Raw genomic sequence first — 14,725 nt, forward strand, 5'->3', positions numbered from 1 at the left:
CATCAGGCGGCCACATGCTCATCTGTAAATATGTCCATCACGAGAGGAGCGCGCTATGCGCCGTCACGGCTTCACTGCAAGTGCAAGATGTTTGACGCTTGGACTGATGCTCGCGTGGGGCGGCCATGCGACGGCAGCCGATATTCACTACCGGTTCATCACGGTCGCTGGCAACAATCTGTTTTATCGGGAGGCCGGCGATCCTCATAAACCAACCATTCTGCTGCTTCATGGTTTTCCGTCGTCTTCGCACATGTTTCGCGACCTGATCCCTGAGCTAGCACAGTATTTTCACGTGCTGGCCCCTGATTACCTCGGTATGGGATACAGCGCTGTCCCCAACGCAGCACCCTTGACGCCGCTTACCTTCGACGCGTTAGGTCAATCGATGGAAGAGTTGGTTCGGGAGTTAGGAATTAAAAGCGCGGTGATCTTCATGCAGGACTTTGGCGGCCCTGTCGGAATGCGCCTGGCGACACGTAATCCACAGTGGGTGCGGGGACTGGTCATCCAGAACACGCCGATTACGCTGGATGGATGGGAGCCCGCGAGGTTGAAAGCGATTCAGGCAAACGTTGGTCCGCAAACGCCTGAGAAACGTTCAGCCGCCCAGGCGCGGGTTGTTCTGGCGACTGACCTGTTTCTTTATCAGCACGGTGCCCGCAATCCCGATGACCTTAATCCTGACGCGTGGGCAAACGATGCCTTTGCGCTCAGCGATCCCGAGAAACGGCGAGCCATGACGGATCTGCAGCTCGATATCGGATCAAACCTCGCGTTGTACCCGCAATGGCAAGCTTACTTGCGAAAGGCTCAACCCACGACGTTGGTGGTCTGGGGAGATGGCGACCCGATTTTTACGCCGCGAGGCGCCGATTCCATCAAGGAGTTCGTACCCGGGGCTCAGATCCACCATTACAACACCGGGCATTTTGCGCTGGAGGAAGAGCATCGCGACATCGCCCAACGCATTATTCAGGTCTTTGCCGGGCAATGAGGCATCAGGAGATTGGCATGTCGGATAGAGGTAATACCCCAACAGAAGAGACAGCTCGCCGGGCAGATGCTTTCGCCTTCCCCTTATTGGCCATGGTGCTGTTCGCATTCTTCTTTGCTGCGAGCACACCTTCGCCTCTGTTCGTGGTGTTTCAGCGTGATTGGGGATTTTCCTCCGGGATGCTGACCGTTGCGTTCTCGGTGTACGCCATCGCACTGTTGGTCGCTCTACTCATTGCCGGGTCGTTGTCGGACCATATCGGTCGACGTTCGGTGGTTATCGGCGCGCTTGGTTTGCAGACCCTGGCGATGATTCTTTTCGTGTATGCCGGTGATATAAATCAACTTATTGTGGCGCGTTGTTTCCAAGGGTTGGCGACGGGAATTGCCAGTGGTGCATTGTCGGCGGCTGTGGTCGAGGCAGCACCTGTCGGCCACAAGAAGGCAGGGGTACTGTTCAGCAGCATCGCTCCGTTAGCGGGATTGGCCACAGGATCGTTAATCACAGGATTGTCTATGTACTGGATCGGGCGACCGGAGGTGATGATATTCGCGGTGCTGGCGTTCATTTTCTCGATTGCGGCGGTGGGTGTTGCCACGGTCCCGGAAACGGCGACTCGGCGTGCCGGTGCTTTGGGATCGTTGAAGCCTCGTATTTCGGTGAATGCCAGGGCCCAGACTGCTTACGTTCGAAGCATACCGCTGTTGCTAGCCATCTGGGCGCTGTGCGGCCTGTACATGTCACTGGCGCCCTCGATTCTTTATGGAATATTCAACGTGAACAGCGCCGGACTCAACGGTCTGACAGTGGCTGCGTTGTGCGGTCCCGCAGCCATTGCAGCAGCAGTTTTGGGCCGTTTCCTCACGCTCTCTCTTTGCGCTGCAGTGGGCGCTATAGCCATGGTCGTTGGGGTGAGTGTCCTGATCATGTCTCTGTTGGGAGGAGGGGTCGCAGTATTTTTCATCGGCACGCTAATTGCGGGAGTGGGATCTGGAGCGGGATTCTCGGCGGTTATGCAAACGCTGGCGACACTCGCCGAAGAACATGAGCGAGCGGAGCTCTTCGCGGCGATTTTTGTGGCCTGTTATTTGTCGTTGAGCCTCCCTCCTGTCATGGCCGGATTCGGAGTCGGAGTTTTCGGCCTGCTAGACACCAGCTGGGTTTATCTCGCCGCGCTGTTACTGGTAGCACTGACCACCAGCCTGACGCATTGGCGAGTGTATCGTGGTAACAATTAGCAAGTCAGTAGACCAGTCAAAGGCTAATGGACTGCGGGGAAAGGAAACCTCTAAGCCATGCTTTGCAGGTAAAGGTCGAAAGCGGACGAAGTCGAACGTCTGCTATTGGCCGATAGCTGCCGTTCACCAATAACCGCTTTAGACCAATAGCAGTCGTTCAGAGGACGCCGTTATCGACCCATGGCTGCCGGTGGCCGACAGCAGCCATTTCCTACTCACATACCCGCGGCCATAACTCATAAAACGCCTATCATAGCCTATCGCCATGCTGCGCAAGAAGTTGCGCAGTAGGTCGTAATATTTCAGGGGGTAAATGCTCTACAGCCCATGCCGATAAAGGCCTGTAGCCAAGTGCGCAAGAAGTTGCGCAGTACTGCGCAACTTCTTGCGCACTTTCTCCCGACTTTACCGCTGAAAAACGCCGCAAATGATCAACGACTACCGTGGCGCCCCCGCCATCCGGGCACCGCGCAAAACTTGGCACGCTCCTTGATAACTCTCAGCCACCCACCGGGCGATTTCGCCTCCGGGCCCTTAACTTTATTCCGCAAGGAGAGCACCCCATGGCAACACCAGCGTACATGTCGGTTACCGGCGAAAAACAAGGCCTGATCACTGCCGGCGCCTTCACCGCCGACTCCGTTGGCAACACCTACCAGGAAGGCCACGAAGACCAGGTCATGGTTCAGGCTTTCAGCCACGACGTGATCATCCCGCGTGACCCACAGTCCGGTCAGCCAACCGGTCAGCGCGTGCACAAGCCAGTCGTGATCACCAAGGTCTACGACAAGTCGTCGCCTCTGCTGCAAGCCGCTCTGACCTCCGGCGAGCGCATGAGCGAAATCGTTATCCAGTGGTACCGCACTTCGGCTCAAGGCACCCAAGAGCACTACTACACCACCAAACTGGAAGACGCGATCATCGTCGCCATCAACAACAAAATGCACAACTGCCAGGACCCGTCGAACGCCCACTTCACCCACCTGGAAGAAGTGCAGTTCACCTACCGCAAAATCACCTGGACCCACGAGGTATCCGGTACTTCGGGTTCCGATGACTGGCGTGCTCCAGTCGTTTAATTACGGCTGACCGTTACACGCATCGGCCAGCTCTGCTGGTCGATGTTGTTTACGCCCCTCCAGAATTTCGCGTACGTTGAGCCGCTTTTTCGCGGTCGTCGACGAGCGCCGCTGTACAGCACGAGGAACAAGGGATGTTCGCGCCGGCCAATGAAACCCACTTTGCCCTGACCATCGAAGGGCTTTCCGCCGACTTTCAGGTGTTTACCCTCACCGGCCGGGAAGCCATCAGCCAGCCTTTTGTCTTTGAGGTGGAGCTGGTCAGTGAGCAGCCGTCGCTGGACCTCGAAACCCTGCTGCACAAACCGGCCTTTCTGCAGCTGTCGCCTGACGGCAGCGGCATTCATGGCCAGATCTACCGCGCCGCGCAAGGCGATTCCGGCAAGCGCCTGACCCGATATTCGGTGACCCTGCGCCCGCAACTGGCGTATCTGGCGCACCGCATCAACCAGCGCATCTTCCAGAACCTCAGCGTGCCGAAAATCATCGGCATGGTGCTCGAAGAGCACGGCATTCAAAGCAACGCCTACGAATTCAAGACCGGTTCGATCTATCCCGAGCGCATCTACTGCGTGCAATACGACGAGTCGGACCTGCACTTCATCCAGCGTCTGTGTGAAGAAGAAGGCATTCACTACCACTTCCAGCACAGCGCCAACGCGCACAAGCTCGTTTTCGGCGATGACCAGACGGTGTTCCCGAAACTTGCGCCCGTGCCCTATCAGCAAGACTCCGGCATGGTCGCCAGCAACCCGGTGATCAAGCGTTTCGACCTGCGCCTGGAAACCCGCACCAGCCGCACCACCCGCCGCGACTACGACTTCGAAAAACCGCGCCTGACCCTGGAAAGCGAAAACCGTGGCGACGCCCTGCCCGACCTTGAAGACTACGATTACCCGGGCCGCTTCATCGACCGCGAGCGCGGCAAGCACCTGGCCAAACGCGCCCTCGAACGCCACCGCAGCGACTTCCAGCTCGCCGAAGGCAAGAGCGATCAGCCGTTGCTGGTCAGCGGCCACTTTCTTGCTCTGACCGAACACCCGAAAGCCAAATGGAACGACCTCTGGCTGCTCACCGAAGTGCTGCACGAAGGCAAGCAGCCGCAGGTGCTCGAAGAGTCAGTGACCAGCGACACCACGGCGCTGAAAGACGATTTCCATCAGGGCTATCGCAACCGCTTTCAGGCCACGCCGTGGGACGTACCGAACCGCCCGCCGCTGCGCCACCCGAAACCGCGCATCCTCGGCAGCCAGAGCGCGGTGGTCACCGGCCCGAAAGGCGAAGAAATCCACTGCGACGAATACGGCCGGGTCAAAGTCCAGTTCCACTGGGATCGCGAAGGTCAGGCCGACGACAAAACCAGTTGCTGGCTGCGCGTCTCCAGCGCCTGGGCCGGCGCCCAGTACGGCGGCATTGCCATCCCGCGCATCGGCATGGAAGTGCTGGTCACCTTCCTTGAAGGCGACCCCGACCAGCCCTTGATCAGCGGCTGCCTGTACCACAAGGAAAACACCGTCCCCTATCCACTGCCGGCGAACAAGACCCGCAGCACCTTCAAGACCCTGAGTTCCATGGGTGGCGGCGGTTACAACGAGCTGCGCATCGAAGACAAGAAAGGCCAGGAACAGATCTACCTGCACGCCCAGCGCGACTGGGACGAAAACATCGAGCACGACCAGAAAATCCGCGTCGGCAACGAACGCCACGACATCGTCGAACAAAACAGCTACACCGAATTCAAGGCCGAAGAACACCACACCGTCTACGCCGACCGCAAAGTCGAAACCCGCGCCAACGACCACCTCACCGTCGGTGTGAATCAGCACATCAAGATCGGCACCGGCCAGTTCATCGACGCAGGGCAGGAAATCCACCTGAGCAGCGGCATGAAAGTCGTGATGGAAGCAGGCGCCGAGTTAACTCTGGTCGGCGGTGGGAGCTTCATCAAGATCGACGCTGGCGGCGTGACCATGAGCGGCCCGGTGATCAATATGAACTCCGGCGGTGGGCCGGGTAGTGGCACGGGGGCTGCGCCGTTGTTGCCCGGCATTCTGAAACAGGCCGAGGCCGACAAGGCCGGCCAGGTCCTGACCCCGGCGCAAATCAACACCCTCAAACGCAACGCGCCGTTCTGCGAAGAATGCGAAAAATGCAAGGCAGGTGCCTGTGCCATCTGAACAAATCACCCCCAAAGACTGGCTGGCGCAACAGCCACTGCAAAGCGGCGAGCGCCTGTACCTGATCATCAGCGCGGCCAGCGACAGCGATGCGCTGAAAAACCTGTACCTGACCGAACCCACCGCCCAGCTCATCCCGATCTGGGGCGGTACCCCCTACTCCAACTGGCAACCGGTGATGCCCTACCTCACCGAACTCAACGCCAACTCCGCCTTCCTGCCCTGGATCGCCGAAACCGACGCGCCCGACTGGGGCTGGCTGGCGGTCTCGCGCTCAGCGCCGAACGACGTCTTCGAACACCTGCGCAGCCTCACGCAGGTGAAAATGCCGGATGGCACCGAGGTGTTTTTCCGGTTTTGGGATGGGCGGCATATCTACCCGATTCTGCATGGACTGGGCGAAAAGGCTGGGGAAGTGATGCCGATGTTTGAGCGGTATCTGATTAATGGGCAGGCGCTGGAAGTGGGCACGCGGGGGGGGCCGGAGGTGCGGGACTGGCCTTGGTGGGAGGTGCCTGAGAATCTCTTGAAAGCACTCGCGGAAACAGACCACACCACCGTCGTCGAGAACCTGATGCAGTGGCTATCAGAAGATTGCCCGGCGCTTTACTTCGAATTTCCCGAAGCCAACTTGCGCAGAAAAGTTGAGCGCTTCGTGCGCCAGAACCCAAACACAGAAGATATGGCAGAGCGCCTTGCCGCACAGCTGACAAAGGAAGTCACGTCATGAATACCCCGATTGGTACCCTGGTCCTACGTGTGCTGGACGCCAAAACACCTGACGCGAGCCTGATTCTCAAAGACTTCAAAAACTGCCTAAGTGATTACAAGGAATGGGCAGACGGTTTCTGGACTGGCTGGGCGCTGGACGTCGACCAGACCTTCAAGGTCGGCAATGAAGTCCGCGTGACGGAACGCAAGACCAAGACTGGCGCCGTTGAAACCTATGCGACCTGCCCACTGGTGGGTGATTTCACGCTGATCCACATGTTTGAGTCAGCGCGATTTGTACCTATCGGAAATACTCCAGTGAAACTGGAGCCAGTCACCAAAGGCACCTTTTACGACGACGTTACCGGTCCGGTCATCGAAACCATGATCGGCCCAAGCGGCATCAAAGTGATCGAGGGGGCCAAGAAAGGCCAGACCTATCGCATCACCTTCTTCCCCAACGTATCCCAGAGTGACGTCAAAGCACTCTATGACTCCTATAAAGGCGTTATCGGCAAGCTTGAAGGCTGGCTGCAAAGCGAATGGTCGAGCAAGTTTCAGCCGCAGTGGGCGAGCTACTCGGCGGCAGATCGTGCGGGGCGCTCGGTCATTTTGCTCAAACGAGCGCTGGACGGTTTTGAGCAAGCTCTACTCCGTCTGTGGGATGACATCAAAAGCCTGTTCGACCTGCTCGCTCACCCTCAAAAAAACTACGCAAAACTCAAAGACTATTTGTCGGACGTCGAAATAGACAGGCTATACGCTGCTTCGAAAGAGTCCATTGCTTCAGGGTTGCTGATCCTCAGCGACGAACCGCTGATGTTCATCTATGTATCGGCAATCGTGGCGTGGGTCGGCATGCTCCCGCCCCAGGTCATTGTCGATGTTATGACGGCGATTGCTTCGGAGTTTCTGATCAACGTACTGCTGGGTATCTGCCTAACAGGCGGCGCTGGATTGGCTGTCAGAGCCGGGACAAAAGTCATTACCACGGTCAAATCGGGCGAAGCAATCAAGTACCTGGACGATCTTGCCTCGACCCTAATGACACTCAGCAACAAACACGCCCTGCCCGCCCACGCGCAAGTGTCGAAGCCCATCATCGCCAGCGCTAGAAACGTGCCGATGAAGCCTGCCAAAACCGCAGTGCTGAAAATCGATGAAGCTACTACTGAAGCACCAAAGGCTGCCGCAGCGAAGGCTGAGCCCAAAAGTCATGTAGCGGGGCTGCCGCCAAAAAGCCAGCTGCCGAAAACTACAGATACTCCAAAACAGGAAGTTAAAGACGCCTCTTCGTTTCCACGAGACAAAAAACAGAATCAAACCTCGCTCCAGCCAAAGGAAAACGTCGACGACGCTCCCGATCAATCCAAGACGCCCGACGACAAAAGCGCCACCTGCGCCAAGAAAACCTGCACCAATGGTTGCCCGGTTTCGATGGTGACAGGTGAAGAGCTGTTGACGATTACCGACGGTGAGCTTGGCGGTTTGCTGCCCTTTACATGGACGCGTCTCTATCGCACCAGTGCGGCGGAAATCGACTGCGGCCTCGGTTATGGTTGGAGTCACGCCCTCGCCCAGCGGGTGGACATCAATGGTGATGAAGTCGTTTGGACTGACCACGAAAACCGTGTCACGACCTTTCCGATGCCGAGCGAGCAGCGCCCGGCAATCACCAACAGCCTTTCGGAAGCGGCTATCTTCATTGGCAGCGATCCTTCGGAGCTCGTTCTCACACAGGCTGGTGAACGTAAGCAGTTCTATCACTTCCGCTTCAACAGCAAAGGCACGACGCTGATCGCTATCAGCGACAACTACGACAATCGCCTGCAGATCACCCGTGACATCCACGGTCGAATCAAGCGCGTGGACAACGGGGCCGGTCGAGCACTTCTGGTTCGGTATGACCGCAAACACATCATCGCTATCGATTATCAGCAATTTGTCCCGGCAGACACACTGGAAGATGCGTGGAGCACCGTTCAGACCCTGGTCACCTACACGTACGATGCTCAGCAGCGCCTGACCAACGCCACGAACGCTGCCGGTGAGTCTGAGCGTTACACCTACAACGAACAGAACGTCATTCTCGAGCGGCAACTTGCCGGTGGCGCGAGCTTCTACTGGGAATGGGAAAAGGAAGGCAAGTCCGCGCGTTGCATCCATCACTGGGCCAGTTTCTCGCAGATGGACGCGCATTACGCCTGGGATGACAACGGTAGTGTCACGGTAACCAACGCCGATGGCAGTGAAGAAGTCTACACCCACGATGACAAGGCTCGACTCGTCGCCAAGGTTGATCCGGATGGCGCCGAACACCTCAAAGCTTACGACGACCAAGGCCGGTTGATCGCCGAAAAGGATCCCCTCGGCGCGGTCACTGAATACCAGTACAACGAGGCCGGTCGACTGGTCGCGGTCATCCCGCCGGAAGACATGCCGACCTCCTACGAGTACTACCACGGTTACGTCCGTGTGGTTAATCGTGGCTCGGCCAAATGGATCTACTGGCGCAACGACCAGGGCGATATCACCGAACAAGTTGATCCGGATGGCAACTCGACACACTACAGCTACGATCGCCAGGGTCGACTGCTGGAAATCAAGCATCCTGATGGGAGCCGTCATCAACTGGGCTGGAACAACCTCGGCCAATTGCTGGAGGAGCGCCTTCCCGACGGCGGTCAACGTAAATATCGCTACGACGCACTCGGCCGGCAGATCACACGTCAGGCTGAAACAGGTGCAATCACCCACTACCAGTGGGATGCTGCAAACCGTCTGGCACAGATCACCCTGCCCGGTGGTGCCACCCGCGCGTTTACCTACAACCCTTACGGGCGCGTCACGGCTGAACGCGACGAACTGGGCCGCATCACTCGCTACGAATATGCCGATAACCTGCACCTGGTCAGCCGCCGCATCAACCCGGACGGCAGCCAACTGCGCTACCGCTACGACAACGCGCGCCTGCTGCTCACCGACATCGAAAACGAACGCGGCGAACACTACCATCTAGATTACTACTCGAACGGCTTGATCCAGCAGGAAACCGGTTTCGACGGACGTAGCACTGCCTACGAGTATGACCTCAACGGCAAGCTGCTGAAGAAAACCGAATTCGGCGACGACGGCAGCGAACTGGTCACCGAGTACCAGCGCGACGCTGCCGGCCGACTGCTAGTGAAGACCCTGCCGGACGGCGAGGAAATTCACTACAGCTACGACGCACTGGGCCGTCTGGTCAACGTGAACGATGGTCATTGGCCGCTTGCCTACGAATACGATGAGCAGGATCGGCTGATCACCGAGCACCAAGGCTGGGGCACCACACGTTACGAATACGACAACGTTGGACAGCTCAGTCACTGCCGACTGCCGGATGGCAGCACACTCGATTATCGCCATCAACCCGGCGGGAATCTCAGCAGCATCGACCTCAACGGCACGCGCCTGACTTCCCACCAGTTCAGTGCCGGTCGTGAACAGCAGCGCCAGCAAGGTCTGCTGCTCAGCCAATACCAATACGACGAACAAGGTCGTCTGCAAGCGCACAGCGTCAGTCAACGCGACAAAAACTTGTTCCAGCGTCGCTACACCTACGACGCCAACGGCAACCTCGCCGTCATCGACGACAGTCGCAAAGGCAATCGCAGCTACCACTACGATCCGCTGGATCGCCTGATCAACGTACGTGGCGCAATGTCCGAAAGCTTTGCCCATGACCCTGCTGGCAACCTGCTCGGTCAGACCGACATGCCTGTTGCCAATCTGGCCAACGTCAAAGGCAACCGCCTGCTGATGCAGGGCGACCGCCACTACGACTACGACGCCTACGGCAACCTGATCCGCGAGCGGCGCGGCGCTGGCCAGAAACTCGTCACTGAATATCGCTATGACTGCCAGCATCGCCTGGTCGAGGTGAGCCTTCCTGGCGGAGGAATCGCGTCCTACAAATACGACGCTTTCGGTCGCCGCATCGAGAAAACCGTCGACGGACACACCACCGAGTTCTTGTGGCAAGGCGAACGCCTGATCGCTGAAAGCGCGGGTAGCCGTTATCGAACTTACATCTACGAACCCGGTAGTTTCCGTCCACTGGCGATGCTCGACGGCGAAGGCCCGCTAAGAGCGGCCCCGTTCTACTACCAACTCGACCACCTCGGCACGCCGCAGGAACTCACCGACTACAGTGGTGAGATCATGTGGTCGGCGAAATACCGTGCTTACGGCAATCTTGCAGCCCTGGACGTCAGCGAAATCGACAATCCGCTGCGCTTCCAAGGTCAGTACTACGACGCAGAGACGGGGTTACATTACAACCGGCACCGCTACTACAATCCGAGCACAGCGCGGTATCTGACGCCGGATCCGATCAAGCTTGCGGGTGGATTGAACAACTACCAGTACGTACCGAACCCTACGGGGTGGGTGGATCCGTTGGGGTTAAGTTGCGTTCCCAGTGATTGCCCCGATACCAGGCGCGCAGAGCTAAATGAAAAATACGGTCGCACTGGAGATGTTAACAAAGATATAAATATACGTTCTAGAAAAGAAACTGCGACGGCCTTTTATCGAAGCCAAGGCTTCGAGGAAACGAGCATTCCAGGACATTTGAACGGCATAGACTTTAATCAGCCAGTGAATGTTGAAGCTGTAAACCGAGGGAAAACCGTGTATCAGTATCAGTCGCCTGGCGCACCTCAAGGTAATTATTATTCTTTGAACCCAGCTACCACACCATCGGAGCTAGGTATTGGTCCGCTGGGTGATAACCGCGCAGCGGGCACTGTGGAGTTGAAGCTCCAAGGTGTTTATCGAACCACCGAGAAGCAAAAAGTTTTGAAATCCAAAGCTAAGTCCATAGACGACACGTGGTCAGTGCGCGGTATGACTCAACCTTCATCCGGTGGAGGCACGCAAATTTTCAGTGCATCCAAAGGTAGTTTTGAAAAACAGTAACACTTTCATAGGCAAAAAAATGAATCAAGCTCTGCTCTACGAAATTGCTAAACGCACCGGATTTATTGTCACATTATTCTCCGATCATCCGGATTTTTTTTCATCTTGGTCGCTACGGATAAAAAAGCACGATGCGTCATATATGATCGAACAAGACGGAAGAGATGGATGGATGATTTTCTACAAGGAAATTGCTCCAAACAAATATCAAGAATTAGACAAAAAGATATCCCATTCGATGAATGATGATGAGAAGGCAAATACCTGTGAGGCCTGGCTTAAAACAATTTGAAGCAATCATTTGAAGGTGAAAGAAAATAGCTCATCGGAGTGCTGCGCGGAGTCAGGCAGTACCGAGTGCTGACGTCGTCCGTAACTAGCGATACTAATGCGTTGGAAAACAGCTCCATCTGTGCTATCGCACTGCGTCCAGAATCGTCGTAGAACGTACCTAATCGCAGTCGCTAAGCCACCCGACCGCGCTTGTCGGCTGCCAGGGCTGCGATGGTCGGCTGTCGATGTGGCTAGTTTCCAAAGCCCATTGATTAGCCCAAACACGGGTTAAATGCCTATCAGCGACAATTTCTATACGACTGGAAAGGGCCTTATAAAAGCCGCGCTTCAGTGCACCCTTGGCTAGCTCGGAAGCTGGAAACTGCTCTACGGCTCAATGGTTTGAATACTTTATTTCTTCCGGGCCAACTCCCAGTGGTTTCATTTTGAGGCTTCGAAGTATTTACGAAACTCACGGCTATTTCAGTCCGGATCTGAAGCCATCCACCAAATCGAACTCTCTGTACGGTACCGGTGGTGCGTAGCAATTCATTCCTCAACCGGGTACCACCACTATCATCAAAGTAGATGAAGTCACAATTTTTCCGGAGAAGTAACAGTGCTAACCGATCTAGAGGCGCGCGTAGTGCTCAAAGAGCTGATCGTAAAATACCTCAAGGGAAGAGATCCCGATTACGACCGTCTGATCGATATTGTTCAAGATCCTTCGCGCCAAGTTCCGGTCAGGGGCGTGCTTGTAGACATTAGTCGCTACAACGAAGCTCAGTACTCGCAGCATGAGCTAGAGCTGATCGACGACCTTTTGTGCATGTATGGTTGAGACAGAACGTGCTGGTAGGCGGGCAAAAGGTAAAAATCTCAACGCATCCGATCAGCGACTGCTAAAGCCGTACGAGACCAACCGAGCGCTTCGACTCATCTAGCCCTATTCTGATTCCCAGCATCGTCCGATAGCTACTACTGATGGTGGGACAGCTATCGAAAGAGTCTAGGCTCTTCAGGAGGAAACAGGCAGCAGTACCGACCTCGAGCCTACGGCATCGGGCGGCTATTCGCCAGAAGTGAGGAAGCTCACAGTCGTGGCCTCCCCTCCATCTGGAGTTAGGCTGGCGCGGCAGCCTTAGCCTTGAACTGTGCGATGTATGCCTTCACCTCTTCTGCCCGCCGGGCTGTGTCGGCATCACGCTTCGCGTAGGCAGCGCGTGCCTCCTTGCCAAGCCTGTCGCGTACCTTCTCCTTTGCCTGTTGATAGAGTTTTTCGTTGTCCAGGTCTTCCTGAGTGTACATCCAGGTCTTTCCGCTGATCGCACCCAGGCTCATGCCGACGTGAGCACCTTGAACGTTGTCAGGCTTGAAGCCCAGCTTTTCGTAGATAGGAGCTACCTCAAGCGGACAATCCAGGCCGATGATTGGGTAGGATTGCTTCAGGATATCGAGCAACTGGGTAAAAAGGCCTTTGCCTCGATAGTCTGGATGCACGGCAGCATAGCCAATAGTTGCCACGCCCTGGGTGAGCAGCCGCGGCGTGTATTGGAGGAACCCGGCGAGTACTGGCTCTTCTGGCTCATCGTCGATGGCAACGATGACTCCTACTTTTAACTCGACCAGTTGCCGGTCGAAGACTTCTCGTGCGCCAGCACCGATCATCTTGAGCTTCATAGCGAGCAGTATCTCAACCTCAGCTTGAGCTAGCGGAAGCAAAGGGCTGTCAAAGGTGATGTGTTGACCAACCATTGCAGGTGCCTCCGACACCGCGAGGCGAACACACTCACTGATCACGCGAGGGTTCGTTCCTTCGGTTTGATGCAAGAATTCCATTGAGTACCTCACTGTTGGATCGATGTTGGGATTAGGCTTTATACCAACCATTGGGCCACCTAGTCTTGTTAGAAGTCACAGGCCTTGAAAGGGGAAGAAGTGTGTACGCCGTAAGCCCTTTCGGAGACACCGCCTGGCCGTTGCCTCTGACGCGCGTCAAACCGGGCTCCTCGGATCCATTGGGAACGCCCTCTGTAGACTGCACATTTTGCACAGCCGAGCTACTGTCACGCCCAGGTAGTGGGATCAGCCGACGCCTGTCCTCGACGACAGGCAAAAGCGGGCAATATTCGGTCCACCCCGACCGGCTGCAATGGGTCGACCTCTGCCGGTCATATCCTAGGCACGTACAGGTCAAATTCGATCCAAAGGACCGTCAGATCGAATCCAGAAAGCTGGGTAGATCTGGGAAAGGCAACGGCGAGATGAGCTAGGCTTCCGGCATCATTACTCAAGGACGACCGTCATGCCCGATAATTCAAATTGCAAAATCGCCACAGCGGACGCTCTGACATTGCTCCTCCACAATCAGCACGCCATATGTGCAGCGATAGAAGAAATAACCAAGTGGCTGTCAGAAAATGGGGTCGGCAGTGTCGCCGCTAATGCGATATCGGCAATGGAAACGCTGGACACAAATGCTCAAGCGATTACAGATTCCATTATGAGGGTTCGCCGGTGTTAGATCACTCAGTGAGGTCCAGGACTGCTCTCTAATTTGAATGGCCCCCTGACTTTTAGACACAATTGACTGATAGAGGGACGGATAGCGACGGTCTGGCACGACCGTCGCTGTGAATGGTCACACCTCCGTCTGCTCCGCCATTTCCAAGGCATCATTGACTTCGATTCCCAAGTACCTGACAGTGCTTTCAAGCTTTGTATGACCAAGCAGGAGTTGGACCGCTCTCAAGTTCTTCGTCCTGCGATAAATCAACGAAGCCTTGGTTCTCCGTAGCGTGTGAGTGCCATACATGGTGGGTCAAGGCCGATGGTTGTCACCCACGCTTTGACTATTCGAGCGTATTGCCTGGTGGATAAATGCTCCGAGGCGTGCAAGCGGCTAGGAAACAAGAAATCCTCACTGCGGAGACGCGCCTGGCGCATCCACGCTTCCAGAACCGTTCGGGTCTGTTCAGTGATTCCAAATTGCACTGGGTGTTGAGTTTTCTGCTGCATCACGATGGCCCGTGACGGCACATGCTCCCCACGGGCAATGTCTCGGACCCGCAATTTAGTTAAGTCACAGGCACGCAGCTTGCTATCGATGGCCAGATTGAAGAGCGCCAAACCACGCGTCTTCTCAGCAAGCTGAAGTCTTATTCGGATAGCCCAGATATCTCTGATCCGGAGCGGGGCTTTCTGACCGACAAGCTTTCCCTTGTTCCAAGGCTGATGGCGGTATCCAGCAACAGTGTTCATGGCTCGTCCTCCGTTAAGGGAAGACAA

Annotated in this window: 10 protein-coding genes and 1 pseudogene; 9 read left to right on the plus strand and 2 right to left on the minus strand. The window is 56.1% G+C overall.

Going from position 1 to position 14,725, the window contains the following annotated elements; genetic code table 11:
• Positions 1-55: 55 nt before the first annotated feature.
• The 8 genes from PSH66_RS25635 to PSH66_RS25670 all read left to right on the plus strand — a co-directional run bounded on the left by PSH66_RS25635 (position 56) and on the right by PSH66_RS25670 (position 12,278).
• On the plus strand, positions 56-997 hold the full coding sequence (locus PSH66_RS25635) for an alpha/beta fold hydrolase (RefSeq protein ID WP_305427888.1): 942 nt from the start codon (positions 56-58) through the stop codon (positions 995-997).
• Positions 998-1,014: 17 nt separating this feature from the next.
• Positions 1,015-2,235: an MFS transporter gene (locus tag PSH66_RS25640; protein ID WP_305427889.1), complete on the plus strand. Its 1,221-nt coding sequence runs from the start codon at positions 1,015-1,017 to the stop codon at positions 2,233-2,235.
• A gap of 563 nt (positions 2,236-2,798) precedes the next feature.
• Positions 2,799-3,314, plus strand: a complete 516-nt coding sequence (locus PSH66_RS25645) for an Hcp family type VI secretion system effector (protein ID WP_074687775.1) — start codon at positions 2,799-2,801, stop codon at positions 3,312-3,314.
• Between the two features lie 134 nt (positions 3,315-3,448).
• The gene (gene tssI, locus PSH66_RS25650) at positions 3,449-5,491 is read left to right on the plus strand and encodes a type VI secretion system tip protein TssI/VgrG (RefSeq protein WP_305427890.1); all 2,043 of its coding nucleotides are present in this window, start codon (positions 3,449-3,451) and stop codon (positions 5,489-5,491) included.
• Complete coding sequence (locus PSH66_RS25655) at positions 5,481-6,221, plus strand: DUF4123 domain-containing protein (RefSeq protein ID WP_305427891.1); 741 nt, start codon at positions 5,481-5,483, stop codon at positions 6,219-6,221. The genes tssI and PSH66_RS25655 overlap by 11 nt, the downstream gene beginning before the upstream one ends.
• On the plus strand, positions 6,218-11,164 hold the full coding sequence (locus tag PSH66_RS25660; protein WP_305427892.1) for a polymorphic toxin type 46 domain-containing protein: 4,947 nt from the start codon (positions 6,218-6,220) through the stop codon (positions 11,162-11,164). The genes PSH66_RS25655 and PSH66_RS25660 overlap by 4 nt, the downstream gene beginning before the upstream one ends.
• A gap of 19 nt (positions 11,165-11,183) precedes the next feature.
• Positions 11,184-11,456, plus strand: a complete 273-nt coding sequence (locus tag PSH66_RS25665; RefSeq protein ID WP_305427893.1) for a hypothetical protein — start codon at positions 11,184-11,186, stop codon at positions 11,454-11,456.
• Between the two features lie 600 nt (positions 11,457-12,056).
• On the plus strand, positions 12,057-12,278 hold the full coding sequence (locus PSH66_RS25670) for a hypothetical protein (protein ID WP_305427894.1): 222 nt from the start codon (positions 12,057-12,059) through the stop codon (positions 12,276-12,278).
• 281 nt (positions 12,279-12,559) lie between these two features.
• Here the strand turns inward: PSH66_RS25670 and PSH66_RS25675 are convergent, their stop codons facing one another.
• Positions 12,560-13,276: a GNAT family N-acetyltransferase gene (locus tag PSH66_RS25675; RefSeq protein ID WP_305427895.1), complete on the minus strand. Its 717-nt coding sequence runs from the start codon at positions 13,274-13,276 to the stop codon at positions 12,560-12,562.
• Positions 13,277-13,742: 466 nt separating this feature from the next.
• Here PSH66_RS25675 and PSH66_RS25680 point away from each other — a divergent pair, with 466 nt between their 5' ends.
• The gene (locus PSH66_RS25680) at positions 13,743-13,961 is read left to right on the plus strand and encodes a hypothetical protein (protein ID WP_305427896.1); all 219 of its coding nucleotides are present in this window, start codon (positions 13,743-13,745) and stop codon (positions 13,959-13,961) included.
• A 117-nt stretch (positions 13,962-14,078) separates the two neighbouring features.
• Here PSH66_RS25680 and PSH66_RS25685 read toward each other — a convergent pair.
• Positions 14,079-14,698: pseudogene (locus PSH66_RS25685) on the minus strand (tyrosine-type recombinase/integrase).
• Between the last annotated feature and the right edge of the window lie 27 nt (positions 14,699-14,725).

The sequence above is a fragment of the Pseudomonas sp. FP597 genome (genome assembly GCF_030687435.1).
Lineage (GTDB): Bacteria > Pseudomonadota > Gammaproteobacteria > Pseudomonadales > Pseudomonadaceae > Aquipseudomonas > Aquipseudomonas lactucae.